General features: G+C 66.6%; 26 protein-coding genes. 13 read left to right on the forward strand and 13 right to left on the reverse strand.

The features are described from left to right. Positions 1-84: 84 nt before the first annotated feature. Positions 85-2,631 (reverse strand): ATP-dependent Clp protease ATP-binding subunit, encoded by a 2,547-nt coding sequence (locus IDF66_RS08780; protein WP_164307574.1) that lies wholly within the window; start codon positions 2,629-2,631, stop codon positions 85-87. A 504-nt stretch (positions 2,632-3,135) separates the two neighbouring features. On the opposite strand from IDF66_RS08780, the gene IDF66_RS08785 reads away from it, so the two are divergent. From IDF66_RS08785 to IDF66_RS08795, 3 genes are read left to right on the forward strand one after another with little or no spacing between them, the layout of a single operon-like run. Continuing rightward, positions 3,136-3,477 (forward strand): hypothetical protein, encoded by a 342-nt coding sequence (locus IDF66_RS08785; RefSeq protein ID WP_190266560.1) that lies wholly within the window; start codon positions 3,136-3,138, stop codon positions 3,475-3,477. After that, complete coding sequence (locus IDF66_RS08790) at positions 3,474-4,988, forward strand: aldehyde dehydrogenase family protein (RefSeq protein ID WP_190266561.1); 1,515 nt, start codon at positions 3,474-3,476, stop codon at positions 4,986-4,988. Before IDF66_RS08785 ends, IDF66_RS08790 begins: the two co-directional genes overlap by 4 nt. Next, positions 4,985-5,884 (forward strand): DUF5996 family protein, encoded by a 900-nt coding sequence (locus IDF66_RS08795; RefSeq protein WP_190266562.1) that lies wholly within the window; start codon positions 4,985-4,987, stop codon positions 5,882-5,884. Before IDF66_RS08790 ends, IDF66_RS08795 begins: the two co-directional genes overlap by 4 nt. Positions 5,885-5,946: 62 nt before the next feature. Here the strand turns inward: IDF66_RS08795 and IDF66_RS08800 are convergent, their stop codons facing one another. Continuing rightward, a complete protein-coding gene (locus IDF66_RS08800; protein WP_190266563.1) occupies positions 5,947-6,753 on the reverse strand; it encodes an LLM class flavin-dependent oxidoreductase in 807 nt (268 codons plus the stop codon). A 99-nt stretch (positions 6,754-6,852) separates the two neighbouring features. Next, positions 6,853-7,467 carry a TetR/AcrR family transcriptional regulator gene (locus IDF66_RS08805; protein WP_190266564.1) on the reverse strand — a complete coding sequence of 205 codons (615 nt, stop codon included), beginning with the start codon at positions 7,465-7,467 and terminating at the stop codon, positions 6,853-6,855. 72 nt (positions 7,468-7,539) lie between these two features. On the opposite strand from IDF66_RS08805, the gene IDF66_RS08810 reads away from it, so the two are divergent. From IDF66_RS08810 to IDF66_RS08820, 3 genes are all read left to right on the forward strand, one after another. After that, a complete protein-coding gene (locus tag IDF66_RS08810) occupies positions 7,540-8,394 on the forward strand; it encodes an alpha/beta fold hydrolase (RefSeq protein ID WP_190266565.1) in 855 nt (284 codons plus the stop codon). A gap of 85 nt (positions 8,395-8,479) precedes the next feature. Next, positions 8,480-9,034, forward strand: a complete 555-nt coding sequence (locus IDF66_RS08815) for an RNA polymerase sigma factor (protein WP_387999005.1) — start codon at positions 8,480-8,482, stop codon at positions 9,032-9,034. After that, positions 9,031-10,386 (forward strand): VOC family protein, encoded by a 1,356-nt coding sequence (locus IDF66_RS08820; RefSeq protein WP_190266566.1) that lies wholly within the window; start codon positions 9,031-9,033, stop codon positions 10,384-10,386. The genes IDF66_RS08815 and IDF66_RS08820 overlap by 4 nt, the downstream gene beginning before the upstream one ends. Here the strand turns inward: IDF66_RS08820 and IDF66_RS08825 are convergent. Continuing rightward, positions 10,374-10,796, reverse strand: a complete 423-nt coding sequence (locus IDF66_RS08825; RefSeq protein ID WP_190266567.1) for a winged helix-turn-helix transcriptional regulator — start codon at positions 10,794-10,796, stop codon at positions 10,374-10,376. The genes IDF66_RS08820 and IDF66_RS08825 overlap by 13 nt on opposite strands. 109 nt (positions 10,797-10,905) lie before the next feature. On the opposite strand from IDF66_RS08825, the gene IDF66_RS08830 reads away from it, so the two are divergent. Further along, entirely contained in the window at positions 10,906-11,772 is an 867-nt protein-coding gene (locus IDF66_RS08830; protein ID WP_190266568.1) for an SDR family oxidoreductase, read from the forward strand. A 7-nt stretch (positions 11,773-11,779) separates the two neighbouring features. Here the strand turns inward: IDF66_RS08830 and IDF66_RS08835 are convergent, their stop codons facing one another. Together IDF66_RS08835 and IDF66_RS08840 are read right to left on the reverse strand one after the other, a co-directional pair. Next, positions 11,780-12,259, reverse strand: coding sequence for an anthrone oxygenase family protein (locus IDF66_RS08835; RefSeq protein ID WP_190266569.1), 480 nt, complete (start codon positions 12,257-12,259; stop codon positions 11,780-11,782). After that, positions 12,256-13,116, reverse strand: coding sequence for a Rossmann-fold NAD(P)-binding domain-containing protein (locus IDF66_RS08840; RefSeq protein ID WP_190266570.1), 861 nt, complete (start codon positions 13,114-13,116; stop codon positions 12,256-12,258). The genes IDF66_RS08835 and IDF66_RS08840 overlap by 4 nt, the downstream gene beginning before the upstream one ends. Before the next feature lie 92 nt (positions 13,117-13,208). On the opposite strand from IDF66_RS08840, the gene IDF66_RS08845 reads away from it, so the two are divergent. From IDF66_RS08845 to IDF66_RS08855, 3 genes are all read left to right on the forward strand, one after another. Further along, a complete protein-coding gene (locus tag IDF66_RS08845; RefSeq protein ID WP_190266571.1) occupies positions 13,209-14,186 on the forward strand; it encodes an AraC family transcriptional regulator in 978 nt (325 codons plus the stop codon). Beyond that, complete coding sequence (locus IDF66_RS08850; protein ID WP_317628641.1) at positions 14,186-15,505, forward strand: hypothetical protein; 1,320 nt, start codon at positions 14,186-14,188, stop codon at positions 15,503-15,505. The genes IDF66_RS08845 and IDF66_RS08850 overlap by 1 nt, the downstream gene beginning before the upstream one ends. 438 nt (positions 15,506-15,943) lie before the next feature. After that, positions 15,944-16,720: a lytic transglycosylase domain-containing protein gene (locus tag IDF66_RS08855; RefSeq protein ID WP_190267403.1), complete on the forward strand. Its 777-nt coding sequence runs from the start codon at positions 15,944-15,946 to the stop codon at positions 16,718-16,720. 3 nt (positions 16,721-16,723) lie between these two features. Here IDF66_RS08855 and IDF66_RS08860 read toward each other — a convergent pair whose 3' ends face one another. The 5 genes from IDF66_RS08860 to IDF66_RS08880 all read right to left on the reverse strand — a co-directional run bounded on the left by IDF66_RS08860 (position 16,724) and on the right by IDF66_RS08880 (position 20,257). Further along, a complete protein-coding gene (locus IDF66_RS08860) occupies positions 16,724-17,986 on the reverse strand; it encodes a M18 family aminopeptidase (protein WP_223309395.1) in 1,263 nt (420 codons plus the stop codon). Then, positions 17,983-18,660, reverse strand: coding sequence for a hypothetical protein (locus IDF66_RS08865; RefSeq protein ID WP_190266572.1), 678 nt, complete (start codon positions 18,658-18,660; stop codon positions 17,983-17,985). The genes IDF66_RS08860 and IDF66_RS08865 overlap by 4 nt, the downstream gene beginning before the upstream one ends. Then, positions 18,660-19,340 carry a phosphoribosylformylglycinamidine synthase subunit PurQ gene (gene purQ, locus IDF66_RS08870; RefSeq protein ID WP_190266573.1) on the reverse strand — a complete coding sequence of 227 codons (681 nt, stop codon included), beginning with the start codon at positions 19,338-19,340 and terminating at the stop codon, positions 18,660-18,662. Before purQ ends, IDF66_RS08865 begins: the two co-directional genes overlap by 1 nt. 10 nt (positions 19,341-19,350) lie before the next feature. Then, positions 19,351-19,590, reverse strand: a complete 240-nt coding sequence (purS, locus tag IDF66_RS08875; protein ID WP_164307588.1) for a phosphoribosylformylglycinamidine synthase subunit PurS — start codon at positions 19,588-19,590, stop codon at positions 19,351-19,353. 184 nt (positions 19,591-19,774) lie between these two features. Continuing rightward, a complete protein-coding gene (locus IDF66_RS08880) occupies positions 19,775-20,257 on the reverse strand; it encodes a glutathione peroxidase (protein WP_190266574.1) in 483 nt (160 codons plus the stop codon). A 142-nt stretch (positions 20,258-20,399) separates the two neighbouring features. On the opposite strand from IDF66_RS08880, the gene IDF66_RS08885 reads away from it, so the two are divergent. Next, positions 20,400-20,969 carry a MarR family winged helix-turn-helix transcriptional regulator gene (locus IDF66_RS08885; RefSeq protein WP_387998996.1) on the forward strand — a complete coding sequence of 190 codons (570 nt, stop codon included), beginning with the start codon at positions 20,400-20,402 and terminating at the stop codon, positions 20,967-20,969. After that, entirely contained in the window at positions 20,966-22,519 is a 1,554-nt protein-coding gene (locus tag IDF66_RS08890; protein ID WP_164307590.1) for a DHA2 family efflux MFS transporter permease subunit, read from the forward strand. The genes IDF66_RS08885 and IDF66_RS08890 overlap by 4 nt, the downstream gene beginning before the upstream one ends. A gap of 79 nt (positions 22,520-22,598) precedes the next feature. Here the strand turns inward: IDF66_RS08890 and IDF66_RS08895 are convergent, their stop codons facing one another. Continuing rightward, complete coding sequence (locus tag IDF66_RS08895; RefSeq protein WP_190266575.1) at positions 22,599-24,746, reverse strand: S9 family peptidase; 2,148 nt, start codon at positions 24,744-24,746, stop codon at positions 22,599-22,601. A gap of 3 nt (positions 24,747-24,749) precedes the next feature. Beyond that, a complete protein-coding gene (locus tag IDF66_RS08900) occupies positions 24,750-25,640 on the reverse strand; it encodes a phosphoribosylaminoimidazolesuccinocarboxamide synthase (protein ID WP_190266576.1) in 891 nt (296 codons plus the stop codon). A 35-nt stretch (positions 25,641-25,675) separates the two neighbouring features. On the opposite strand from IDF66_RS08900, the gene IDF66_RS08905 reads away from it, so the two are divergent. Then, complete coding sequence (locus IDF66_RS08905; protein WP_190266577.1) at positions 25,676-25,966, forward strand: SelT/SelW/SelH family protein; 291 nt, start codon at positions 25,676-25,678, stop codon at positions 25,964-25,966. The last annotated feature ends 15 nt before the right edge of the window (positions 25,967-25,981 follow it).

Consider the following 25,981-nt stretch of genomic DNA (forward strand, 5'->3'; position numbering starts at 1 on the left):
GCGAACGCCTCGAAGGGCACGACGAACGGGCCGCCGCGACAATCGCTGTCGCGGCGGCCCGTCTGTGTTCGGTTGTGAGAGTGACTAGTTCGACTCGCCCTTGCTGTCGCCGGCCTTGGTCAGCTCGGCAGGTGCGTCGGGCACCTCGCGCGGCTTCTCGGAACCGGAGAACACGAACTTGGCGTCCTCGCCGTCGTCTTCGCCATCCCAGCCCTCGACGTCGACCAGGATGATCTGGCCTGCGCCGATCTCGTTGAACAGGATCTTCTCCGAGAGCTGGTCCTCGATCTCACGCTGGATGGTCCGACGCAGCGGCCGCGCACCGAGGACCGGATCGAAGCCACGCTTGGCCAACAGGGCCTTGGCCTGGTCGGTCAGCTCGATCGCCATGTCCTTGTTCTTCAACTGTGTCTCCACACGGTTGATCATCAGGTCGACCATCTGGATGATCTCGTCGCGCGTCAACTGGTGGAAGACGATGACGTCATCGATACGGTTGAGGAACTCGGGGCGGAAGTGCTTCTTCAGCTCGTCGTTGACCTTCTGCTTCATCCGCTCGTACTGCGAGCCGTCGGTGTTGCCCTGCGTGAAGCCGAGGCCGACCGCCTTGGAGATATCGCTGGTACCGAGGTTCGAGGTGAAGATCAGCACGGTGTTCTTGAAGTCGACCGTGCGCCCCTGACCGTCGGTCAGACGCCCGTCCTCCAACACCTGCAGCAGCGTGTTGTAGATCTCCGAGTGCGCTTTCTCGATCTCGTCGAACAGCACCACCGAGAACGGCTTGCGGCGCACCTTCTCGGTGAGCTGACCACCCTCTTCGTACCCGACGTAGCCGGGAGGGGCACCGAACAGGCGCGATGCGGTGAAGCGATCGTGGAACTCACCCATGTCGATCTGGATGAGCGCATCGTCCTCGCCGAACAGGAAGTTCGCCAGGGCCTTCGACAGCTCGGTCTTCCCCACACCGGACGGGCCGGCGAAGATGAACGAGCCCGACGGACGCTTCGGGTCCTTCAGACCGGCACGCGTGCGACGGATCGCCTTGGAGACGGCCTTGACGGCATCCTCCTGGCCGATGATCCGCTTGTGCAGCTCGTCCTCCATACGGAGCAGACGGGTGGTCTCCTCCTCGGTGAGCTTGAACACGGGGATACCGGTCCAGTTACCGAGCACCTCGGCGATCTGCTCGTCGTCGACCTCGGCCACGACGTCCATGTCGCCACTGCGCCATTGCTTTTCACGCTCGGCTCGCTCGGCGACCAGCTGCTTCTCCTTGTCACGGAGATTGGCGGCCTTCTCGAAGTCCTGCGCGTCGATCGCGGATTCCTTCTCCTTGCGGGCGTCGGCGATGCGCTCGTCGAACTCGCGGAGATCTGGCGGCGCGGTCATCCGGCGGATGCGCATGCGCGCGCCCGCCTCGTCGATGAGGTCGATCGCCTTGTCCGGCAGGAACCGGTCGTTGATGTAGCGGTCCGCCAGCGTCGCCGCCGCGACGAGTGCGCCATCGGTGATGGACACCCGGTGGTGGCTCTCGTAGCGATCACGCAGACCCTTCAGGATCTCGATCGTGTGCTCGACCGACGGTTCGCCGACCTGCACCGGCTGGAACCGGCGCTCGAGGGCGGCGTCCTTCTCGATGTACTTGCGGTACTCGTCGAGGGTGGTGGCGCCGATGGTCTGGAGCTCACCGCGGGCAAGCTTCGGCTTCAGGATCGACGCGGCGTCGATCGCACCCTCGGCCGCGCCCGCACCGACCAGCGTGTGCAGCTCGTCGATGAACAGGATGATGTCACCGCGGGTGTTGATCTCCTTGAGCACCTTCTTCAGGCGTTCCTCGAAGTCACCGCGGTAGCGGCTGCCGGCAACCAACGACCCGAGGTCGAGGGTGTAGAGCTGCTTGTCCTTGAGGGTCTCCGGCACCTGACCGTTGACGATGGCCTGGGCAAGACCCTCGACGACAGCGGTCTTGCCGACGCCGGGCTCACCGATGAGCACCGGGTTGTTCTTGGTGCGGCGGGACAGCACCTGCATGACCCGCTCGATCTCTTTCTCACGCCCGATGACCGGGTCGAGTTTCGCCTCGGCGGCCGCGGCGGTCAGGTTTCTGCCGAACTGGTCGAGGACCAGCGACGTCGACGGTGTACCCGCCTCGCTGCTGCGTCCGCCGGTCCCGGCCTCCTGCGGCTCCTTGCCCTGGTAGCCCGAGAGCAGCTGGATGACCTGCTGGCGGACCCGGTTGAGGTCTGCACCCAGCTTGACCAGCACCTGGGCTGCCACGCCCTCGCCCTCGCGGATGAGGCCGAGGAGGATGTGCTCGGTGCCGATGTAGTTGTGGCCGAGCTGCAGCGCCTCGCGCAGCGAGAGCTCCAGGACCTTCTTGGCACGCGGCGTGAACGGGATGTGCCCCGAGGGTGCCTGCTGCCCCTGGCCGATGATCTCCTCGACCTGGGAGCGAACACCTTCGAGAGAGATCCCGAGTGATTCGAGTGCCTTGGCGGCGACACCTTCACCCTCGTGGATGAGGCCCAGGAGGATGTGCTCGGTGCCGATGTAGTTGTGGTTGAGCATCCGCGCTTCTTCTTGCGCCAGGACGACGACACGACGTGCGCGGTCGGTGAACCGTTCGAACATTGTTCTCCCTCGTTAGCTAGCGCCCCGGCCGTCGGTGACAACCACAGCGTCGACAACTGCAGCGGTGTCCGTATACATGACGACCAGCCTGCCTCCACTCTAGTGGTCGCTTGGAGTGCAGCTACCGTTAACGTCGGTCGGAAACGATATCCGTCATGGTCACGCCGGGGGTCTGCGCACTACAACCGTGCACGTAGGCGCTCTGTTCCATCGACGCTACGCCGAGAGCGAACGCCTCGTTTCCGCTGTACCGCGGCGACGTTTCCGCACGTATCGGCGCAACCTGCGACATCCGGGCCGTGGCGATCACCTCGCGCGATGCCGCGGGCGGCCTGCCCGCAGCCGTCGTGGTGCCGGTGGTCGTGGGCGCAGGTGGTCGTGGCGCAGGTGGTCGTGGTGCAGGTGGTCGTGGTGCAGGTATCCACCCCGGCCGATCAGATCGATCCAGATCGGCGACCACAGCATCCGGCGAGAATTCGGACATCGCCGGGTAACCTCCGTCACATGAGTGATGACGCTCGGCCTCACCACAGCACCGGCGACGTCATCGATTCCTCACCGAGGGATCAGCCACATCCCGAGGCCGGTCGCAGCTCGGTAGATCTCGGGGTCGTCTTCCTGGGCGCAGGCAAGTACGACCGGTACCTCGGCCCCGGAGAATCCCGACCCGGGTACAGCGTGTTCACCCGGACCGCCATGCTCTTCGCGGCCAGACCAGCGACAGCACGATCACACCGATCTGGGCCGGACGACGGGAGTTGGCACCAACGCCTCGTTGGCACGCTGAGCTATCCGGGGCCGTCGACGACGCGCGAGGCCGGCCCCGACACGACCCCGGCACCATGAGCGACACGCTTTTCATCGACGGCCGGTGGCGTTCTGCGACCTCCGGCGACACCCGTGAGATCCGCTGCCCTGCAGACGGTTCCCTCGTCGGCGTCGTCGCGGAGGCGGGCGTCGCGGACACCGAGGCCGCCATCGCCGCGGCACGCCGCGCCTTCGACGGCGGTCCCTGGCGACAGACCGATGCTGCCGAGCGAGGTGACCTCTTGGTGCACGTCGCGGCCGAGATCGACACGCGCCGAGACGAGTTCGTCCGCGCCGAGACCCTCGACACCGGCAAGCGGCCGTACGAGTCGGATCTCGACATGACCGACATCGCGAATTGCTTCCGCTATTTCGGCAAACTGGCCGCCCAGGATGCCGGCCGGGTCGTCGATGCCGGGTCCCCCGACGTCGACTCCCGGATCGTCTACGAGCCGGTTGGCGTGTGCGGCCTGATCACACCGTGGAACTATCCGCTCCTGCAGGCGGCGTGGAAGATCGCGCCTGCCCTCGCCGCGGGCAACACGTTCGTGCTGAAGCCCGCCGAGCTCACCCCGCACACGTCGATCCTCATCATCAGGGTCCTCGACGATCTGGGGCTGCCTCCCGGCGTGGCGAACCTCGTCCTCGGCGCCGGAGCCGATGCGGGGGCGCCGCTGTCGGCGCATCCCGATGTCGATCTCGTCTCCTTCACCGGCGGCCTCGCCACCGGCAAAGTGATCGCACGGCAAGCGGCCGCGACGGTGAAGAAGGTGGCGCTCGAACTCGGCGGCAAGAACCCGAACGTCGTGTTCGCCGACGCCTGCGACACCGACGACCTGCTTGCCGCCGCGGTCGACAACGCCCTCAACGCCGCATTCCTGCACTCGGGTCAAGTGTGTTCGGCGGGAGCACGTCTCATCATCGAAGAATCCGCACACGACCGATTCGTCGACGAACTGGTCCGTCGGGCCGAGCAGATCCGGCTCGGCCTGCCGTTCGCCGACGGCACCGAGACCGGGCCGCTGATCTCGTCGGCGCACCGCGACAAGGTGCACGCGTATGTCGAGCAGGCCCGCGCCGACGGTGCGCGGATCCGAACCGGCGGGGCCTTCGGCACCGGCGACCACGGCTCCGGAAGCCTCGACGACGGCTGGTTCTACCTGCCGACGATCATCGACGGGGCCACCCGGGAGATGGCCTGCGTTCATGATGAGGCCTTCGGACCCACCGTGACCGTCGAGACCTTCACCGGCGAGGACGAAGCCGTCACCATCGCCAACGACACCGAGTACGGACTGGCCGGTGCGGTCTGGTCCGCCGACTCCGCACGAGCCCGTCGCACCGCGGCCCGACTGCGGCACGGCACCGTCTGGGTCAACGACTTCGGACCGTATCTGCCGCAGGCAGAATGGGGCGGCTTCGGACACTCCGGCGTGGGCCGCGAGCTCGGACCATCGGGGCTCGCCGAGTACCGCGAGGCCAAGCACGTCTACGAGAACCTCCGGCCGGGCGTGACCGGCTGGTTCGCCGATCGAGGAGGACAACGATGACCGATGCCGCGTGGCCGTCGATTCCGGTGGCTGACTGGGCCGACACCCGGGACACGGTGCAGCTGATGACGCAGATCGTCGGCAAGGTCCGGATGGCGAACACGCCGTTGATGAGTCACTGGTGGAATGTCGTGCTCTACGTCTCGGCGCGGGGCCTCACCACGGGTGTCATCCCTCACGGCCACCGCGGTTTCCAGATGGAGTTCGACTTCATCGATCACCGACTCGTCGTCACCACCACGTCGGGAGACAGCCGCTCCGCTCCCCTGACAGCGCGGCCGATCGCCGACTTCTACGCAGACGTGATGTCCGTGCTCGACGAACTCGGGCTCTCGACCGACATCTGGTCGATGCCGGTCGAGATCCCGGACGCGGTGCCGTTCGACATCGATCGCGAGCATGTCGCGTACGACGCCGATGCGGCGCATCGCTTCTGGCAGGCATTGGTGCAGATGAACCGTGTGTTCGACGTCTTCCGGTCGCGGTACACCGGCAAGGTCAGCCCGACGCACTTCTTCTGGGGAGCATGCGACCTCGCCGTCACACGGTTCTCAGGGCGACCGGCACCCAAACACCCTGGTGGAGCACCCAATTGCGGCCCGCACGTCATGTGGGAGGCGTACTCGCACGAGGTGAGCAGCGCCGGGTACTGGCCCGGACCGGACGGCGAGGGCAACTTCTACTCGTACGCCTATCCCGAGCCCGCGGGTTACCGCACCGCCACCGTATCGCCGTCAGGTGCCAGGTTCGACGAGAACCTCGGTGAATTCGTACTGCCCTACACCGCCGTTCGAGAGGCGGCCGATCCCGACGCGACACTCCTCGAGTTCCTGCAGAGCACCTACGAGGTCGCCGCCGACCGGGCGGGTTGGGATCGGCAGGCGCTGGAGCGCTGACGACAGACAACGGACAATTCCTGCGTCCCGGGCGGCCGACTCGCATCGTCGCCGATGCCCGGCTAATGTCCGGCGAGTTCGGCGACGACCGGCGCAAACCTGTCGGCCACGTCGGCGCCGAAGACGAAGTAGGAGAAGCCGATCTCTTCTCGCCGCCGCTGGATCTCCTCGATGGCTGCCGCCGGATCGTCCGGGAGCACGGTCATCGCGTCCGCTGCACGAAGTGCGGCCGGGTCGGTGTCGGGCGGCGCCATGTGCGGGGCGACGTTGTCACCGACAACCGGCACGGCGAGCGCGAGCTCGACCTCCCCGACGGTGCGGAAGTCACGTGCCAACCGCTCTACCTCGCCGCGGGGCTGATCCCCCAACGCGAACGTGACCGTGTCGGCGAGCTCGGCCGCCAGTTCTCGCGCCTTGGGTCCGTATACGGCCATCGCCACGGGCGTGTGGCGGTCGGGGCCGTCGAGTTCCCGCAGTGCCCTGACCGCCTCACGCATCTGAGCCAGCCGCTCGTGCGGCGGCGGTACCGCAGGCATTCCCTTGTCCCGGAGCTCGTCCTCGATTCCCGGTCGGCCGGTGCCGATACCCATCTCGAAACGACCCTCCGTCACCAGGGACAACGAATGCGCCTCCCATGCCGTCAGCCAGGCCGGGCGTAGCGGCGAGGCGTAGACCCACGTCCCCACGCGCAGGTCGGTCACGGCCGCCACCGTGGCGAGCATCGGACCGGGAGCCGGTTGCATCTGCGGGAAGTCCGGTACCAGCAGCGTCGAATAGCCGCTGTCGGCGATGCGGTGCACGCGATCACGCCACGTCGGCGGGTCGGTCCTGAGCGGGGCAACAACCCCGAATCGAAACGGCTTGGTCATGTCTGGACTCCTGTCAGTAGGTCGATCCAGAGGTACCGACGACGGGTCGACGCGGAATTCATCGGTGCGGCCGAGATCGCAGGCCACCCCGTCTCGGATTCACCGCTCTGACCGTCCCCCGAACGAATCGACGATTCGGTCGAGGACGACGAGCACCTCTCCGGTGGCGGCGTCCCGGTCCGCTGCGCTCGCGACATACAGCGCCGACTCGTCGAGGGCCCCGATGGCGACATGGGCGAGGGGTCTCGTGGGTTGCTCGTCGATCTGCCCCGCAGCTATCGCCGCCTGCAGGATGCCCTCGATCAACGCGAAACCGAACTCCTCGCCACGCGCACGCCACTCGCTCCAGCCGAGCACCGACGGGGCATCAACCAACGAGATCATGTGGACCGCGGGGTCCGTCACGCGCTCGAGGAACACCCGCACACCGGCCTTCAGCGCAGACAGCGGATCACTGATCGCGAGTTCGCCAACACGATCGGCGACCTCGGCGGTGATGTCCTGCTCGACGTCGTCGTACACCGCCGCGAACAACCCCTGCTTGTCCTTGAACTGGTGGTAGAGGGCACCACGGGTGACACCGGCCTTGTCGACGATCGCCTGAGTGCCGACGTCGGCATAACCGAGCTCACCGAACAATGCGCGGCCGGCCGCGATCAGCGCGGATCGAGTGGCGGCGGTGCGCTCGGCCTGGGTTCGACGATTGACTTTCATACAGGTTGCACGTAACTTTCATACAGAATGTTTGTAAGTTCACGACAAGCGTAGTCGAGAGGGTGAGAGCTCATGACGAGCACGACGACCACCATCGAATTGCCTTCCGGAACCATCGAGTATGCGACCTACGGTCCCGATGATTCGCCACACCCGCCGATCGTCTTCGTGCACGGCGCGGTCGTCGACCATCGACTGTGGCGTCCGGTCGCCGAACTCCTCGCGCAGGCCGGTTACCGGTGCCATGCCCCGACCCTCCCGCTCGGCTCCCACCACATTCCGTGGGGCCCGGACGCCGACCGAAGCCCCCAGGGCGCAGCACGACTCGTCCGCGAGTTCGTCGCCGAACTCGGCCTCTCCGACGCGACGTTGGTCGCGAACGACACGGGGGGTGCGGTGACGCAGTTCGCCCTCGACGCCGACCCGGACTTCGTCGGTGCGCTGGTCTTCACCAATTGCGATGCCTTCGACCTGTTCCCGCCGCAACCGTTCCGCTTCTACTTCGCCCTGATGCGTCAGCGGGCACTGCTCAGGCCTCTGGTCGGGAGCATGCGCATCACGGCGCTACGACACTCGCCGCTTGGCGTCGGCCTGCTGCTCGCCGATCCCGATCCCGATCTGACGCTCTCGGTGTTCGAGCCACTGCGCACCGACGCCCGCATCCGCGACGACCTCATCGCATTTCTGAAGAAGATCGACCCGGCCGAACTCGCGGCGGTGACACCACGTCTCGCACGCATCGACCGCCCGGTGACCGTGGTGTGGGGCGCCGACGATCGGTGCTTCACGCCAGAGCACGGTCGGCGCTTCGCGGCGGTCTTCCCGAACGCGCGCTTCATCGATGTCCCGAATGCGCGGACCTTTGTGTCACTCGACCAGCCGAGTGCGGTCGCCGACGCGATCACTTCGACAACTGCGAGAATCTGACGCGCCGAGATCTGACGCGCCGAGCTGCGAAGATTCTTTCCGGATCAGGCGTCGGAAAACGGGTCCGACACACGACGATGTAGATGTGAGCGGCGAACAGGATGGCCCGCCCCAGGGCGGGGCACCGGCACTGCTGGCGGTGTACGACGATGCATTGCCCGCGGTGTACGGCTATCTGCTGCGCCGATGTTCGGATCGGCGGGTCGCCGAGGATCTCACCTCGGAGACCTTCCTGGCCGCGATGGACACGGTGCGCCGCGACGACGACGCCCGACCGACCACCCCGTGGCTGATCGGGGTCGCGCGGCACAAACTGGCGGACCACTGGCGGATGATGCAGCGGACGCCCGAGCCCGTCGAGCAACTCCCGGAATCGATCGACGACGACTGGGAAGTCCACCTCGACCGGATGGTGGCGCACTACACGCTCGCCAGGTTGTCGCCGACCCACCGCGCAGTGCTGACCCTGCGGTATGTCGACGACCTGCCCGTCGGCGACTGCGCCGCCGTCCTCGACCGCACCGTCGGTGCGACCGAAGCGCTGCTCACCCGGGCCAAGCGGGCCTTTCGCGCGGCCTATCCGGACACCGATCCCCGGCCCGGCCAGCCCCACCACAGCCAGGGAGGAGGTCACGCATGAGCGAGTACAACAACACCGAGAATCGCGGCCGCGCAACGCCGTCCGATCCGCTCGTCGTCCTGCGGGCCGACGATACCCCCGGCTGGACCGAACCCGTCGCACCCGACGCCGAGTTCGCCCGCACGCTGCGGGACCGACTCGAGCGTGGCGCGACCCTGCCCAAAGGAGTTGTCATGAGCACCGCAAGCACCCTCGACACCGAGACCACCCGACCGACCACCCGACCGACCACCGAACCGGCCGTCGAACGTCCTGGCGCACTCCCTTATCTCACCGTGGCCGACGGCCGCGCGGCCATCGACTGGTATGTCGCCAACCTCGGCGCACGCCTGCGCGGCGAGCCGATCGTCATGGACGACGGACGGATCGGTCACGCCGAACTCGAGATCGGCGGTGGTGTCATCTATCTCGCCGCCGAGTTCGAGGACATGGGCCTGCGCGCGCCGAGGCCCGGACACGTATCGGTCAGTCTGATGTTGCCTGTCGACGACACCGACGCCGCCGTCGCAACCGCCGAGCGAGGCGGCGCAGCGGTGACCCGTGAGCCGTACGAGGGCTACGGAAACCGGACCGGCACGATCGTCGACCCGTTCGGCCATCGGTGGATGCTGACCGGTCCGTCGAAGACGGGAGAGCAGATCCACAACCGGATCCACGCGGGTGACATCGTCTACATGTCTCTGCAGACCCCCGACGCCGGACGGGCAGCACGCTTCTACGGCGCCGTACTCGGCTGGAACTACGATCCGGAAACTCGGCAGGTCACCAACCTCGGTCACCGTCTGGGCATCTCGGACGCCGGCGGATACGGCTCGGGCACGCTCTACTGCGTCTACGCGGTGGACGATTTCGATGCCGCGCGGGATGCCATCATTGCCGCAGGCGGGCAGGCCACCGAGGTGTCCGAGGTCTCGCGCGACGGCACGCAGGTCCTCGACGCCACCGACGATTCGGGAGTCGCCTTCTCGGTCCACGTCGCCGCCCCCGGCGAGCAGCGGCCAGACCAGCATCCCCGCGGAGTCGGAGAGATGTCGTATCTGACCGTGCACACCGCCGACAGCTCGCGCTACCGGGCGTTCTATGGCGCCGTTCTCGGCTGGACCTTCCACGGCGGTCGCATCGACGACGGGTGGGAGGTCGACGATGTCCGCCCGCAGGTCGGCATCGCCGGCGGTTCGGACAAGACAGTGGCCGTACCGATGTGGAACGTCGCCGACATGGATGCGGCGGTCGAGCGGGTCGTCACGGCCGGTGGCCGGGTCGTCACCGAGCCCGACCGCCAGGCGTACGGCGTGATGGCTCTGTGTGCCGATGATCAGGGCACCGAGTTCTACCTGGGTCAGCTGTTCTGATCTCGTGCGGAGTCGTACGCGGTCCGCGAGATCGCGACGTCGGGAACACGCGATTCGACGAGTTCGATGATCCCCATCAATCGGGCCGCGACGTCCGCCCCGAGGTCGGTGAGCGAGTACTCCACCTTCGGTGGGATGGTCTGTAGCACAGCACGGTTCACGAATCCGTCCCGCTCCAGCGTCTGGAGGGTGACCGACAGCATCCGTTCACTGACCCCGTCGACCCGACGTCGCAGCGCGTTGAAACGCAGGTCGCCCTCGTTGAGCGCGGCCAGCGCGAGGAGCCCCCATCGGCTCGTCACGTTCTGCAGGACATCGCGGGACTGACAGTCGCGGGCGAACACGTCCGCCTCGAGGGTCGGGTCGCTCGCGACTTCGTCGATCGAGGACGCGGATTCGGAGGCAGCCATGACGACAGTCTAGGCCACCATGCGACGTGTGCTTCTCCTCACGCTTGCACCATACAAAAAGTAAGTGCATGCTGTCGGGGAACCAACACGATCACCAGGAGGACACTCGATGACCACATACGCGGTAACCGGCGCCACCGGCGGACTCGGCGGAAGCGCCGTCCGTTCCCTGCTCGAGCGGGGTGTAGCCCCGGGTGACGTGGTGGCGATCGTGCGCTCCCCGGAGAAGGCCGACGCGCTGCGCGATGCCGGTGTCACCGTCCGCGTCGCCGATTACGGCGACGTCGACGCGCTGACCGCCGCCTTGGCAGGCGTCGATCGGCTGTTCTTCGTCTCCGGCTCCGAGGTGGGACAGCGAATTGCCCAGCACACCAACGTGGTCGCCGCGGCGCGGACCGCAGGGGTCGGACTCGTCGCGTACAGCAGCATCCTCGACGCGGACACCAACCCGTTGACGCTGGCGGCCGAACATGTCGAGACGGAGAAGCTGATCGCCGACAGCGGGCTGCGGTACTCGTTCCTGCGCAACAACTGGTACTGGGACAACTACGTGGCCGGTGCCGGCGCTGCCATCGAATCCGGCACCCTCTACGGCGCGGCCGGCGTCGGCAAGGTGGCCGGAGCCGCCCGCGACGACTACGCCGCGGCGGCCGCTGCCGTGCTGCTGCGCGACGACCCGCGCCCGATCTATGAACTCGCCGGTTCCGAGCGACTCGACTACACCGAGATCGCTGCGACGATCGCGGAGATCTCCGGCACGCCGGTCCGCTACGAGAACCTGCCCGAGCAGGCATACGCCGCCGCTCTCGAGGGGAACGGAATCCCGGCGCCGTTCGCCGGCATCCTGGCCGACTCCGATGCGGGTATCGCCGTCGGCGCACTGGATTCGGACTCCACCGACCTTGCCGACCTGCTCGCACGACCGTTGGTCTCGCTCGCCGACGTCCTGAAGGCCGGGCTCGCCGGCCACGTCTGAGGACCGATCAGCCACGGGTCTGCACCAGACCCACGAGCATGACCGCGAATGCGGCCACCGCCGCGAGCGCCCGGACGATGTTCCACTGCACCCACGGTCGCACGAAATCCTCCCAGACCGTGGGTGCGTCGGCCGCCGACACCGAGCCTGTGCCGTCCAGCCGGGTGTTGAGCGGAACGTTGACGCCCATGGTGATGAGGAGGGCCACGAGGTAGAGGACGACCGCGACGATCAGCCACCACCGCAGCGTCTCCTGCCACCACAACGCGATACCGAGCGCACCGAACAGCAGCCCACCGAAGAAGATCAGTGCGAACACCGGATTGAGGATCGCGACGTTGATGCGCTGCATCGCGACCACCGCGACCTGTGCGTCGGCGCGATCGAGCCCGGGCATCACCGCATACGCGAACGCCGACAACAGGCCCGCGCTCAGGCCCACGGTCGTGATCGCCAGGACGAGAATCCCATCGCGGAGCTGGCTCATCGCGACACCGACTCACCGACAGTGGAATCCACGTAGTCGGCAAAATCTGTCGGCGGGCGACCGAGGACACGCGCGACGTCGCCGGACACCCGTGCATTGCGACCGTCGAACAAGGTGCCGAACAGCGACGACAACAGGTCGATCTCGGCCTCCACGACCCCGAAGCCGGAGAGCAGGTCGCGATACTCCTGGGCGCCGACGCGATTGAAGGAGATCGTCCGCCGATACGCGGCACCGATCTCGGCCGCCGCCTCGGCGAATGTCAGCAGGCGCGGTCCGGTCAATTCGTAGGTCTGCCCGGCGTGGGGACTGCCACCCTGCACCGTCTCGTCGAGCAGGGCGGCCACCGCCACCTCCGCGATGTCCCGGGTGTCCACAAACGGTTCACCCACCTCACCCACCGGCAGAGTCAGTGAGCCCCCGGCGATCTCCGGCGCGAAGCCACCCTCGGAGAAGTTCTGATCGAACCAGGCGCACGAGAGAACAGTCGACTCCGCGCGAGCGGCGTGCACGATACGTCCGGCCTCCTGCGCTTCCCGCTCGCCCCGTCCGGCGAGCAGCACCAGGCGCCTCACCCCGGCCACATCGGCGAGACGGACCAGCTCCGCGATGTCGTCGGTGGCGCCGGGCACGATGAGGTCGGGTTGATATGCGATGTAGACGGCCCCCGCTCCCGCGAGCGCCGGTGCCCACGTCGAACGTTCGGTCCAATCAAATCTCGTCGCGCCGGACCGGCCGGCCCTGCGCACGGACCGACCCATCTTCTCGAGTCGGTCGGCGACGTGGCGGCCGGTCTTGCCGGTCGCCCCGATGACGAGGACGGGTGCTGATTCCGGGTGGTTCGTGTTCTGGTTCATGCATTCAGTTCACCGCGTCCGACCGAGACGATCCATAGTCAATTGGCTCTGAAACATACGAGATCGTCTCGACGTGTCGTAGGCTCGATGCCATGGATGCACTCGGCAGTCTCCTCAACGGCCCCCGCGCACAGAGCCCGATGCTGTTGCGGATGGCGATGAGTGCGCCGTGGTCGGTGCGCATCGAGGACACCGCCCCACTGACCGTCGTCGCGGTCACCCGCGGGACCTCGACGCTCTCCTATGACGACGGCACCGAACACCTCCTCGCGGCCGGCGACGTCGCGCTGATCCGCGGCACGCACCCGTACACGATCGCCGACGACCCGGCACACCAGTGGGTGGCTCGGATCGACGCGAACGGCGACTGTTTCGATCCCACCGGCACGCACAGCGTCGCCGAGGACATGTGTTTCGGCGTCCGGTCATGGGGCAACTGCGCCGACGCCGCATCGGCCGACGCCGTCATGCTCATCGGCACATACGCGAGCGGGGAGGTCAGTCAGCGACTGCTCGACGCCCTCGACAGGTTCACGGTGGTGCCCATGCACGATCACCCGTTGGTGTCATTGATGGAGATCGAGATCGTCCGCGATTCCCCCGCACAGGAAGCCGTGTTGAACCGGCTCCTCGATCTGGTGCTGATCACCGGCCTGCGGCAGGCGATGGAATCCGGGCGGGTGCGGGCGGCACAGTGGTACCGCGCACATACCGACCCGGTGGTAGGTCATGCACTTCGCCTGCTCCACAACAACATCGGTCAACAGTGGACGGTTGCCTCCCTGGCATCGGCAACCGGGGTGTCGCGGGCGGTGCTGGCCCGGCGGTTCACCGATCTGGTGGGCGAGCCGCCGATGACCTACCTCACGCAGTGGCGGCTGTCGCTGGCCGCCGATCTGCTGGCAGACCGCACCAGATCCCTGAGTTCGATTGCCCGCCAGGTCGGCTACGGGAGTCCGTTCGCCTTCAGCGCCGCCTTCAAACGTCGGCGTGGGGTGAGCCCGGCCGCGCACCGTGCACGGATCACCGACGGCGACGACGCGACCCACGTGGGGCTCATGGTTCACTGATGGCCATGTCCATCCGCTCGTCACTCGCCGGTCTCGTGCGGCGCATGCCCTTCGGCATCGGCACGGTGACGATGCTTCTCGTCGCCGCGATGGTCGCGTCGGTCGCGGCGGTCCTCGCCATCGGTACGCCGGCGGACAATACGACCGACTACCGGGACGGGCATCTGCGCGGCTACTCCAGCGAGCCCGACGTCGCGTGGACCCAGTCGAGCGACACGCTGCCCGGCTATCGGGCCGACTCCGGCGTCGAGGTGGTCGACACATGGCGCGACGAATGGCTTCTCGCCTATCCGTCCGGACTCGGTCGCGCCTTCGTCCTGGTGACCGCGAGGTCGGGCTCACCACTGTGGAAGAACCCCGTGGTCGCCGGACTCGGCGGCTGCGGCCTCAACGATCTGGGGCAGGTCGGCTGCGCCATCAAGCTCGGCGGGGTACCGGACGGCTTCTATCTGATCGACGACACCGGCACTCCCACTTCGGGTACCGACCTCGACGACACCGAGCACGTCGTCGGCGTGGGCTCGGACTATCTCCGCATCGATCAGGCCGGATACCGCGCGACCATGCGGGACCCGGCGGGCCACGAGATCTGGTCGCGCACCTTCGCCGCCTCGGCACAGGCCAGGACCCGGCCCGACGGCGTGCTGATCGTCAGCACCGCAGACGGCACACGGTTTGTCCTCGACCCCGCCACGGGAGCCGATCGCCTCTCGTGCAGCCAGTGCGACATCACCTCGTTCGACACCGGCATCACCGTGCAGTACAACGAATTCGGCCACGAGCGGGTGGCGACCTATGCGGTCACCGACGGTGACGTGCAGACTCCCCCCGTCGCCGTCTCCGACGGCCTCCGGGTTGTCGGCGGGCCGTCGACACTGCCCGTCCTGGCCGGCACCGGCGACGCCCAGGTCCAGGCCACCCAGGGCCGATACGAGATCCGCGATCCGGCGCGTGAGGATGCACTCTGGCAGATCACCGACCCGGAACTGTCGAAGGCGAACACCAAGCCATGCGGCACCGAGGTGGCACTCGCCCTCAAGGATCGGACCCGGCTCTTCTACACCCTGGCGGACGGCAAGCGGGTCGGCCGGATGGACCCTCCCGCGTTCGACAGACCGGCAAGCAACATCGACCACCTGTCATGCGTCGGCTCGTCGGGCACCACCATGATCTTCGCCGACCCCGATCAGGTGACGGCCGTCGACACCACGACCGGACAGATCGCCTGGACGCGGTCGGTGATCGGCACCACCGAGGCGGTCGACGGCTACATCGTCCTTCATGAAGGCACCTCGATCACGGTCCTGCGGCCTCACTGATCGAACCGATCGACGCCCCCCGACTGTGCGTGGCGTCACATCACACCCGGTCGTAGACCACTGAACTGCGCCACCTCGAAGACCTTCAGGAACATCTCAGATTTGATAACGGCAAGATAACGGTAGACCCGAGAATTGGTGTACGGTCGGCGACGGTCGATGGTCGCTCTGGGGGGACCACACCGGGTAAGCAGTCCACCGATGTGTTGTTCGCGAGGTTGATTCGTCTTGGGGAAGCATTCCGCATCCACGCTGGGTGCATCGTCGTTCACCGTGACTCCCCCACCCCCACCGCCGGTCGAGTGGGAGCCTGTCGGGCCACCCGACGAGTGGAATCCCTTCGAGCAGGACGAGTGGAATGCCTTCGAGCAGACCGCCCCGCTCTGGCCGAGCGAACCGATCACACTCACCGGCCCCAGGACACCGAAGACGCCGAGAGTGCCGACCAGTCATGCGCGTCGGGAGGTCTGGAAGGTGCGCGCCCCCCTCCTGGCGGCCGCCATCGTCCCCATCGGCGTCATCGCCGCGAGCGCCACCGGCGTCGGGCACTCCACCACCCCGAAGGCGACGGCCTCGTCGACGGAGGTCTCCGCGCAGCCGCTCACCGGAGACGCACAGGCCACGGTCCGACGTGCCGCAGCCACCTTCCGCCTGCCGGCTCCACTCCCGCCGCCACCACCGCCTCGCCCACCGGCCGTCGTCGCCGACGGCCAGGTCCCCGCGCCGAACTACGACGCCTATCAGAGGGCTGCCGACATCTTGGCGAAGACCAATCCGAGCTGCGGGATCCCGTGGCCGGTCATCGCAGGCATCGGCAGGGTCGAGTCCCATCACGCGAACAACGGCGACGTGGACCCGACCACCGGCGAACTGCGCACCCCCATCTACGGTCCGACGCTGGACGGCAGTCTGGCAGCCAACGAGGTCATCGCCGACACCGACGGTGGGCGCCTCGACGGCGACTCCACCTACGACCGTGCGGTCGGCCCGATGCAGTTCCTACCGTCGACCTGGGAGCACTACGGGGCCGACGGCAACGGCGACGGCAAGAGCGACCCGCAGAACATCTACGACGCCGCGCTCACCACCGGGCGGTATCTCTGCGACGGTCACAAGAACCTCCGCAGCACCTCCGAACAGGTGTCCGCCATCCTCCGGTACAACAACTCGATGACCTACGTCGACGATGTGCTGGGCTACGCTCGGAGCTACTGACGCTCACGACCCGCTCAGGAATGCCTGCAGCGCAGCTGAATACATCGGTACATCGTCGGCACCCATGAGCTCGCGCGCGCTGTGCATCGCCAACTGCGGCGCCCCGACGTCGATGGTGGTCAGACCCGTGCGTGCAGCCGTGATGGGGCCGATCGTGGACCCGCACGGCAAGTCGGCGCGATGGGTGTAGCGCTGCATCGGCACGCCCGCCGAGTCGCACGCGATCGCGAACACTGCCTCACCCACCGCATCCGAGGCATACCGCAGGTTCTGGTTGACCTTCAGAACCGGACCGCCGTTGATGCCGATCCGGTGCGACGGCTCGTGCCGGTCCGGGTAGTTGGGATGGGTCGCGTGCGCCATGTCGCCTGACACACAGACACTTGCCGCCATCGCCTGCAGGTATTCGGCACGAGAACCATTGCGGGCCAACACTATCCGCTCGCAGATGGTCGCCAGGAAGTCGGAGGCGGCGCCCCGTTCGGACCCGCTGCCCACCTCCTCGTGATCGAACAGTGCCACCATCCGGGTCTCGTTCGAGGGCTCCGAATCGAGCAGCGCGCGCATCCCGGCGTAGCACGTCCCCTGATTGTCCAGGCGCGGGGCGCTGAGCAGATCGTCGCGTGCACCGATGAGTCGCGACGGCGTGACGTCGTGGGTCATCAGCTCCCAACCCAGCAACGACGACGGCTCGATGCCTGCGTAGGAGGCCACCCACTCCAGGACGTCGGACTCCTCCACGCTCGCCGACCACAGCCCGTCAAGGTGCCGCTGCGGATCGAGGGTGACCCCTTTCCGATCCTCGGACAAGTGAATTGCCAACTGGGGCACTCGGATGACCGGTTCGGTCACGTGGACCAGCACATGCTCGACGCCGGCCCCGACCCGATGGGCCAACCGGCCGGACAGCCCGAGATCGCGGTCCAGCCACGAATTCAGCCAGGCCCCGCCATACGGCTCGAGTGCCACCATGCCCACGCCGGCCGACGCCCGGTCCGGACGCTGCTTGACCCGCAGGTTGGGGCTGTCGGTGTGTCCGCCGACGATCCGAAAGGCATTGCCGTCGCCGGTATCCCACGCGACCAGGGAGCCGCCCCTGATGACGTAGTTCCGACTCGGGGCGGTCGTCCATTCCTCGTGCTCGTACAGCCGGACGTAACCCGCCGCCTCCAATTCGGCTGCGACGGTGGCACACACGTGGAATGGCGACGGTGAGGCATCGATGAACTCGCCGAGCCCCTCGGCAGTGGCAGTGGTCGTGATCAACGGGCACCTCCTACGGTTGCTGATGTCAGCGGCAGCCTGACCCCGCCGACGGCGGCCATGGTCGCGACGACGGCCGCGAGCAGTACGAGTTCGCCGAGGTTTCCTATCCACAGGACCGCGCTGCCGGCCGCTGCCGCGATCAGCATGACGATCGCGCCGATGAAAAGCCAGGGGAAACCCACACGGCGCCATGCCATCACACCGAGGACGATCAGCGCGAGGATGGTGATGATGGCCGGCAGCGGTGGTCCTTGCGCCTGCGCGTTCACGTATCGCAGCGCGTCACCCGCATCTTCGGGGACCAGTCTGGCCCGGACGATGTCCTCGACCACACCGATCGCGATGAGCATCGCGACCAGCGCCCAGCCCGCGAGCGCGATGTTCCGGTCGCGTATCTGCGTCACACCCAGACGACCGACCAGGACCCCGGCGACGACGATCAGAAGCGGGGTGACGATCGCGTGAATCCAGAAGCGCGGCAAGTTGATCGCGAGCAACACGTCGCCGTAACCGATCAGACGACCGATGGCCACCGCGACATTGTCATATGCGAGACCGACCAGGATGGCCGCGACGACCACCGCGAGCCCGCCGACCCGCGCCCGCAGACGCACAGCGACAATGCACAACCCGAGCATGGCGACGCCGATGGCCGCCATGATCAGGGAGGTCATCAGGCGGCGGCGAGCACGGAATCGATCACCGAATAGAAGAGTCCCAGACCGTCGTCGCTGGGTCCGGTCAGCGCCTCGGTGGCGTGCTCCGGGTGCGGCATCAGTCCGACGATGCGGCCGTCGGCGCTGGAGATCCCGGCGATGTCGAGTGCCGAGCCGTTCGGATTGCCTCCGGAATAGGTGAACACGATGCGACCCTCACCCTCGAGCTCCTCGAGTGTGGCCTGCGGTGCGACGTAGCGGCCCTCGCCGGACTTGAGCGGGATGAGGATCTCCGCGCCTCGCTCGAACCGGCTCGTCCACGTCGTCGTGTTCGATTCGACCTTCAGCCATTCGTCACGGCAGACGAAGTGCAGGCCCTCGTTACGGGTCAGCGCGCCCGGAAGCAGCCCCGCCTCACACAACACCTGGAAACCGTTGCAGATCCCGAGGACCGGCATCCCCTTGGTCGCCGCCTCCAGAACCGACCCCATCACCGGCGCGAACCTGGCGATGGCGCCTGCACGCAGGTAATCGCCGTAGGAGAAGCCCCCCGGCACGATCACCGCATCGACATTCTTGAGGTCGGCGTCGCCGTGCCACAGTTCCACCGGCTCGGCACCGGCCAGTCGCGCCGCGCGCACCGCGTCGATGTCGTCGAGCGTGCCAGGGAAGGTGATGACCCCGATACGAGCACTCATGAATCGGCCCTCAGTCCGCGACGCGCGAGACGTTGAAGTTCTCGATCACCGTGTTGGTGAGCAACTCCTCGGCGATACGTTCGAGCGCCAGGTCGTCGACCGAGTCGTCGACCTCGAGTTCGAACCGCTTGCCCTGCCGGACGTCGGCGATCCCGGAGAATCCCAGCCGACCCAGGGCTCCCACGATCGCCTGCCCTTGCGGGTCGAGGATCTCGGCCTTCGGCATCACGTCGACCACCACTCGCGCCATGGGCACTTGCTCCGTTCTCGCTGGTGCGCTGTTCAGCGAACACCTTACCGGGTGGTCGCGGGCCACACGGCGTCTGCATCGCTGCGCCGTGCTGCACGACCGGACACACACTCACATCGATCGGCCCGACTCCCCGCCGATCGGGGAATCGGGCCGATCGACGAGTCGACCTGCCGCCGTTGGGTCAGAGAGCCGCTTCGATGGCCGAGATCACCGCCGGGTCGTCCGGCTCGGTGCGGGGACGGAAGCGATTGATCACCGTGCCGTCGGCGCCGACGAGGAACTTCTCGAAGTTCCACTGCACGTCGCCCGCCTCACCGTCCGCGTCGGTCGCCTTGGTCAGCTCGGCATAGAGCGGGTGCTGGTCCTCGCCCTTGACGTCGGCCTTCTCCAGGAGAGGAAAGGTGACGCCGTAACTGGTCGAGCAGAAGGTGGCGATCTCTTCGGCGGTGCCGGGCTCCTGACCCATGAACTGATTGCACGGCATGCCGACGACGGTCAGACCGCGGTCACCATAGGTCTTCGCGATCTCCTCGAGGCCGGTGTACTGCGGGGTCAGGCCGCATTTGCTCGCCACATTGACGACCAGCATCGGTCCGGGGAGGGCGGAGAGATCGAGCGCGCTGCCATCGAGCGCCTTGACGGGGATGTCCTTGACGTTGCTCACCCCTTCGACGCTATCGCAGCCTGGAGATCGGAGGCGGATATCACCCCCGGTATGACCCCCGTCACTGCGCGGCATCCGTTATGCCGGATCTCACCGTTACTTGCGTTTCCGAAATAGTTGCGTAGGCGTTAGTTTTGTATCCGTGGCCGAAACCCCGACGCAGATCCGCGACTCGTCCCCCGCTCCCGCGGGTTCAGTCGACGCCGCCTGCGACATGCTCACCGGCTTCCTCGACCGGCTCGCCTGCATGGGCAAGGCGCACACCATGGACACCCTCGCCGCCACCGAGCTGACGTTCTCCCAACTGCGCGTTCTGTTCGCACTCGGAGCGCACGGTGACGGAGTCGAGTGCATGTCGGTCCACGAGATCGCCGATCAGGTCAACCTGTCGCTGGCCGCCGCGGGCCGGACGGTCGACAAACTCGTCGGTACCGGGCTCGTCGATCGCCGCGAGGACGCGGCCGACCGTCGGGTCAAACGGGTGTCACTGACCACTGAGGGCCGGCAGATCGTCGACTCCCAGCTGAGCATCAAACAGGACCTGATCCGCGGTTTCATCGGCCGACTTCCCGAGCCGCTGCGACGGGGCCTGTGCGGCGCCCTGAACCCCATCGTCGACAACGAGGTCGACTATTTCTCCGGTATCGGCGACCCGTCCCCGGCCTCCGATCCTGCCCCTCCATCGGACAGTTCACAGAAAGCCAATTCATGACCTCCTCGTCAACGCCGGCGCACGCACACGCGGGCCCGCCGGACACCAAGCTCGACCGGCACATCCTGATCGTCGCCGGCGTGGTCGTGCTGGGCGCGATCATGTCGATCCTCGACGTCACCGTTGTGTCGGTGGCACAGAACACCTTCCAGCAGGAGTTCGGCACCGACGCCGCCGGTGCGGCCTGGACGATGACCGGCTACACGCTGGCGCTCGCCGCGGTCATCCCGCTGTCCAGCTGGGCCGCAGCACGTTTCGGCACCAAGAAGGTCTATCTCACGTCTCTGGTGCTGTTCGTCATCGGTTCGGCACTGTGCGCCCTGGCCTGGAACATCGGATCGCTGGTCGCGTTCCGCGTCATCCAGGGTCTCGGCGGTGGCCTGCTGATGCCCATCGGCATGATGATCCTGACCAAGGCGGCCGGGCCGGAGCGCGTCGGTTCGGTGATGGCCGTGCTCGGCATCCCGATGCTCCTCGGTCCCATCGCAGGTCCCATCCTGGGCGGCCTGCTCATCGAGAAGGCCTCGTGGCACTGGGTGTTCCTGATCAACGTGCCGATCGGCATCGTCGCGATCATCTACTCGTGGTTCGCACTGCGCAACGACGAGGAGACCTCCCGGCCGTCCATCGACTTCGTCGGGCTCCTGTTGCTCTCCCCAGGTCTGGCGTTGTTCCTGTACGGCATCTCGTCGAGTAGCGAGGCGGGTACGTTCATCTCGGCCAAGGTCCTGGTGCCGGCCATCATCGGTGCCGTCTTGATCGCCGGGTTCATCTGGCACGCACTGCGTAGTGACAAGCCACTCCTGGACCTGCGGCTGTTCCGCAACCGCACCCTCACCGTCGCGGTGATCTCGATGACGCTGTTCATGATCGCCTTCTTCGGTGCGTCGCTCCTGTTCCCGCAGTACTTCATCGGCGTCCGCGGTGAAACGACGTTGTCTGCCGGTCTGCTACTGGCGCCGCAGGGTATCGGCGCGATGCTGACCATGCCGATCGCCGGCCGGATGACCGACAAGATCGGTCCCGGAAAGTTCGTGCTGTCCGGCATCGTCCTGATGTTCCTGGGCATGGGCACCTTCGTGTTCGTCGGTGCGGAGACGTCGTACCTCATCCTGTGCGGCGCGCTGTTCGTCCAGGGCCTGGGCATGGGCATGACCATGATGCCGATCATGACCGCCGCCCTGGCGACCCTGACCAACTCGCAGGTGCCTGACGGCTCCACGCTGGTGAACGTGGTCCAGCAGACCGCCTCGTCGATCGGTTCGGCCGTCATCGCGGTGATCCTGGCGACGAATCTCAAGAACGCGCCGGAGGGAATGCTCGCCATCGTGTCCAACACGGCACCGGACAAGCTCCCCGCCGGCATGCAGGGCGCACCCGTTCCGACCTCGTTCTTCGAGGCTGCGGCGAACGCCTTCGGTTCGACCTTCGTCGTCGGCGCGATCCTGATCGCACTCACGCTGATCCCCGCGTTCTTCCTCCCCCGCAAGAAGATCGCATCCTCGCTGACCGAAGAGGACATGGACCGCGCGCCGATCGTCATGCACTGACAGTTCCGGCCGGGGTGGTGACACCTCGAGATCGCCGGCCGGGTACAGAATCTGTGCCCGGCCGGCGATCACCGGTTCGTCAGTCGGGTACGTAGGCCCCGGTCTGCTGGAGAATCCACGCCAGCTCGAAGGCGACCTCTTCCCACTGCTTGTAGCGGCCACTGACGCCGCCATGGCCTGCCGACATCTCCGTCTTGAGCAGCACCAGATTGTCCGAGGTGCTCATTTCCTGTAGACGTGCCACCCATTTCGCGGCCTCGGTGAACAGCACGCGGGTGTCGTTGAGCGAGGTGAGGGCCAGGATCGGCGGATAGGGCTTGGCCCCGACGTTCTCATACGGCGAGTATGTCTTCATGTAGGCGTAGACGTCCGGGTCGTGCAGGGGGTCTCCCCACTCGTCCCATTCGATCACCGTGAGCGGCAACGACGGATCGAGAATCGACGTCAGGGCGTCGACGAACGGCACCGAGGCGAGGATGCCGTTGAAGAGCTCCGGGGCCAGGTTCGCGACCGCGCCCATCAGCAGGCCACCGGCCGAACCACCTTCGGCCACCATCTGTTTCGGCGTGGTCCAGCCGGATTCGACCAGGTACCCGGCCGCATCGACGAAGTCGGTGAAGGTGTTCTTCTTGGTGAGGGTCTTCCCGTTGTCGTACCAGTATCGACCCATCTCGCCGCCACCGCGGATGTGGGCGAGAACGAACACCACCCCGCGGTCGAGCATCGACAGCCTCGACACCGAGAACCCGGGATCGATGCTCGTCTCGTACGACCCGTAGCCGTACAGCAGCAGGGGTGCGGGACGGTTGTCGTCGACACCCTTGCGCCGCACGATCGACAACGGGATCCTCGTACCGTCGGCCGCCGTCGCCCACTCACGTGACTGCACGTAATCGGCCGGGTCGTATCCGCCGAGAACCGGCTGCCGCTTGAGCAGGGTGCGTTCGCCGGTGGCGACGTCGAGATCGAGCAACTCGGTCGGCTCGATGAAACTGGCGTATCCGATGCGCAGTTTCGGCGTCACCCACTCCGGATTGCCCCCAAGTCCCGCCGACGACAATTCCTGCTCGAACTCGATCTCGTGAAAGTCTGCGGGAGCAGGGATTCCGTCGATGGCACGCAGATCGGCAATGGCGAGCTTCGGAAGTGCCGCATGGCGGTAGGACAGCACGAGGTAATCACGGAAGGCGTCGAGATCCTCGATCCGACGCTGCGGGTCGTGTGCGATGAACTCACGCCGGGCCGACGGATCGTCGACCGGTGCGATGTCGATGGCGAAGTTCTCCGCCTTCACCCCGTCACGGATGTCGTTGTGCACGACCACGTAGTAGTCGTCGCCGGAGATCACGGCGTGCTCGACGCTGTATTCGACACCTTCGACCCGCGGCGCGATGCTGCGGAACTCTCCGGTCGGGTCGTCGGCGGCGAGCACGTACACCTCGGAGGTGATCTTGGACCCCACGCCGATCATCAGGTACTTGTCGCTTCGGGTGGAGCCCATGCCGACCCAGTACCGCTCGTCGGGCTCGTGGAACACCCGCACGTCGTCGGTACCCGCACCCATGTCGTGACGCCACACCGTGTCCGGGCGCCATGCGTCGTCGACGGTCTGGTAGAAGACGTGCTGGGCATCCGACGACCACACCGCACCGCCCGCGGTGTCGGCGATCTGGTCGTCGAGGAGTTCGCCGGTGCGAAGGTTCTTGAACCGCAACAGATACCGCTCGTCACCGACGGTGTCGGTACTGTAGGCAAGCCAGTCACCGTCGTCGCTGACCGAGAGTGCACCCAGGCTGAAGAAGTCGTGGCCCTCGGCCTCGACGTTGGCGTCGAGAAGGACCTGTTCACCCGGGAGCGTCGCATCCGCGACGACCTCCGGCGGAGTCCAGTCGTCGTCGGCGGAGATCGGGCAACGACACCGGATCGCGTACTGCTTGCCCTCTTCGGTCCGTGCGTAATACCAGTACCGGCCACGGCGGCTGGGCACCGACATGTCGGTTTCCTGTGTGCGACTCTTGATCTCGCCGAAGATCTGCTTGCGCAGTCCGTCGAGCTGCGCCGTGTGTGTCTCGGTGAACGCGTTCTGCGCCTCGAGATAGGCCACGACCTCAGGATCTTCCTTGTCCCGCAACCATTCGTACTCGTCGACGAAGGTGTCACCATGGTGGACACGTTCGCTCGGCACTTTCTTGGCCACCGGGGCGGCGACGTCGGACTTCACCATCATCTCCTACTCGTGATCCGGCCAGTCGGCGAAGGATCTCTGCGAAATCCACTCGTAGGCCTCGATATAGCGTTCTCGGGTTCGATGCACCACCGAGTCCGGCAACGACGGGGGTGGCTGATCGGCCACCCGATCCCAGCCGGAGTCCGGTCCCGTCAGCCAGTTCCGCACGATCTGCTTGTCGAAACTCGGCTGCACCTCGCCGGGCCGATACGTCGCCGCCTCCCAGTACCGTGACGAATCCGGGGTCAGTACCTCGTCGGCCAGCACGAGCTCGCCGTCGTCGCCGAGACCGAATTCGAACTTGGTGTCGGCCAGGATGATTCCGCGCTCGGCAGCGATCCGCGCGCCGCGCCCGTAGATGTCGAGAGTCACCGCACGCAATCGCTCCGCGCGTTCGGCGCCCTCTTGCTCCACCACCCTCTCGAAACTGATGTTCTCGTCGTGGTCGCCCTGCGCAGCTTTGGTGGCCGGGGTGAAGATCGGCTCGGGTAACGCGCTCGCCTCATCGAGTCCTGTCGGCAGTTCCACCCCGCACACGGCGCCCGTCGCACGGTAGTCGAGCAGGCCCGATCCGGTGAGGTATCCGCGCGCCACACACTCGACCTGCACCATCGGCAACTTGCGGACCACCATCGAGCGGCCGACGCACTCGGCCGGGATCCGCTCGTCGGTCGGCCCGCCTGCCAGATGGTTCGGCACCCCGAGCACATCGAACCAGTAGAAGCTCATCGCGGTCAGGATGCGGCCCTTGTCCGGTATCGCCGGACTGAGGATGTGGTCGTACGCCGAGATCCGGTCCGAGGCGACCAGGAGAAGGGTGTTCGCGTCGATCTCGTAGATCTCGCGGACCTTCCCCGACGCCAGGTGCGTGTACGACTGCAGTTCAGGACGCATGGCTTCGACCCTAGAGGTATGACATCCTGCATCGCATGTCCGGTCCGTTGATCTCCATCACCTACTGCACACAATGCAACTGGCTGCTGCGGGCGTCGTGGATGGCGAGCGAGTTGCTCAACACGTTCGGCAGCGAGTTGGGCTCGGTGACACTGGTCCCGGGCACCGGGGGTGTGTTCCACGTCGACGTCGATGGGCAGCAGGTCTGGGAACGCAAACGCGACGGCGGGTTTCCCGACGTGGTGACGCTCAAACGCCTCGTCCGCGACACCGCGTTACCCGACTGGGATCTCGGGCACGCGGATCGCTCGGCGGATCCTTCGTGACCTTCTTCCAGACGG

The sequence above is a fragment of the Gordonia hankookensis genome, assembly GCF_014673215.1.
Lineage (GTDB): Bacteria > Actinomycetota > Actinomycetes > Mycobacteriales > Mycobacteriaceae > Gordonia > Gordonia hankookensis.

What these genes read in the sequence shown, in the direction of transcription:
- IDF66_RS08780 (WP_164307574.1), bottom strand. Translation starts at nt 2,631, where the DNA reads ATGTTCGAACGGTTCACCGACCGCGCACGTCGTGTCGTCGTCCTGGCG.
- IDF66_RS08785 (WP_190266560.1), top strand. Translation starts at nt 3,136, where the DNA reads ATGAGTGATGACGCTCGGCCTCACCACAGCACCGGCGACGTCATCGAT.
- IDF66_RS08790 (WP_190266561.1), top strand. Translation starts at nt 3,474, where the DNA reads ATGAGCGACACGCTTTTCATCGACGGCCGGTGGCGTTCTGCGACCTCC.
- IDF66_RS08795 (WP_190266562.1), top strand. Translation starts at nt 4,985, where the DNA reads ATGACCGATGCCGCGTGGCCGTCGATTCCGGTGGCTGACTGGGCCGAC.
- IDF66_RS08800 (WP_190266563.1), bottom strand. Translation starts at nt 6,753, where the DNA reads ATGACCAAGCCGTTTCGATTCGGGGTTGTTGCCCCGCTCAGGACCGAC.
- IDF66_RS08805 (WP_190266564.1), bottom strand. Translation starts at nt 7,467, where the DNA reads ATGAAAGTCAATCGTCGAACCCAGGCCGAGCGCACCGCCGCCACTCGA.
- IDF66_RS08810 (WP_190266565.1), top strand. Translation starts at nt 7,540, where the DNA reads ATGACGAGCACGACGACCACCATCGAATTGCCTTCCGGAACCATCGAG.
- IDF66_RS08820 (WP_190266566.1), top strand. Translation starts at nt 9,031, where the DNA reads ATGAGCGAGTACAACAACACCGAGAATCGCGGCCGCGCAACGCCGTCC.
- IDF66_RS08825 (WP_190266567.1), bottom strand. Translation starts at nt 10,796, where the DNA reads ATGGCTGCCTCCGAATCCGCGTCCTCGATCGACGAAGTCGCGAGCGAC.
- IDF66_RS08830 (WP_190266568.1), top strand. Translation starts at nt 10,906, where the DNA reads ATGACCACATACGCGGTAACCGGCGCCACCGGCGGACTCGGCGGAAGC.
- IDF66_RS08835 (WP_190266569.1), bottom strand. Translation starts at nt 12,259, where the DNA reads ATGAGCCAGCTCCGCGATGGGATTCTCGTCCTGGCGATCACGACCGTG.
- IDF66_RS08840 (WP_190266570.1), bottom strand. Translation starts at nt 13,116, where the DNA reads ATGAACCAGAACACGAACCACCCGGAATCAGCACCCGTCCTCGTCATC.
- IDF66_RS08845 (WP_190266571.1), top strand. Translation starts at nt 13,209, where the DNA reads ATGGATGCACTCGGCAGTCTCCTCAACGGCCCCCGCGCACAGAGCCCG.
- IDF66_RS08850 (WP_317628641.1), top strand. Translation starts at nt 14,186, where the DNA reads ATGGCCATGTCCATCCGCTCGTCACTCGCCGGTCTCGTGCGGCGCATG.
- IDF66_RS08865 (WP_190266572.1), bottom strand. Translation starts at nt 18,660, where the DNA reads ATGACCTCCCTGATCATGGCGGCCATCGGCGTCGCCATGCTCGGGTTG.
- purQ (WP_190266573.1), bottom strand. Translation starts at nt 19,340, where the DNA reads ATGAGTGCTCGTATCGGGGTCATCACCTTCCCTGGCACGCTCGACGAC.
- purS (WP_164307588.1), bottom strand. Translation starts at nt 19,590, where the DNA reads ATGGCGCGAGTGGTGGTCGACGTGATGCCGAAGGCCGAGATCCTCGAC.
- IDF66_RS08890 (WP_164307590.1), top strand. Translation starts at nt 20,966, where the DNA reads ATGACCTCCTCGTCAACGCCGGCGCACGCACACGCGGGCCCGCCGGAC.
- IDF66_RS08895 (WP_190266575.1), bottom strand. Translation starts at nt 24,746, where the DNA reads ATGATGGTGAAGTCCGACGTCGCCGCCCCGGTGGCCAAGAAAGTGCCG.
- IDF66_RS08900 (WP_190266576.1), bottom strand. Translation starts at nt 25,640, where the DNA reads ATGCGTCCTGAACTGCAGTCGTACACGCACCTGGCGTCGGGGAAGGTC.
- IDF66_RS08905 (WP_190266577.1), top strand. Translation starts at nt 25,676, where the DNA reads ATGTCCGGTCCGTTGATCTCCATCACCTACTGCACACAATGCAACTGG.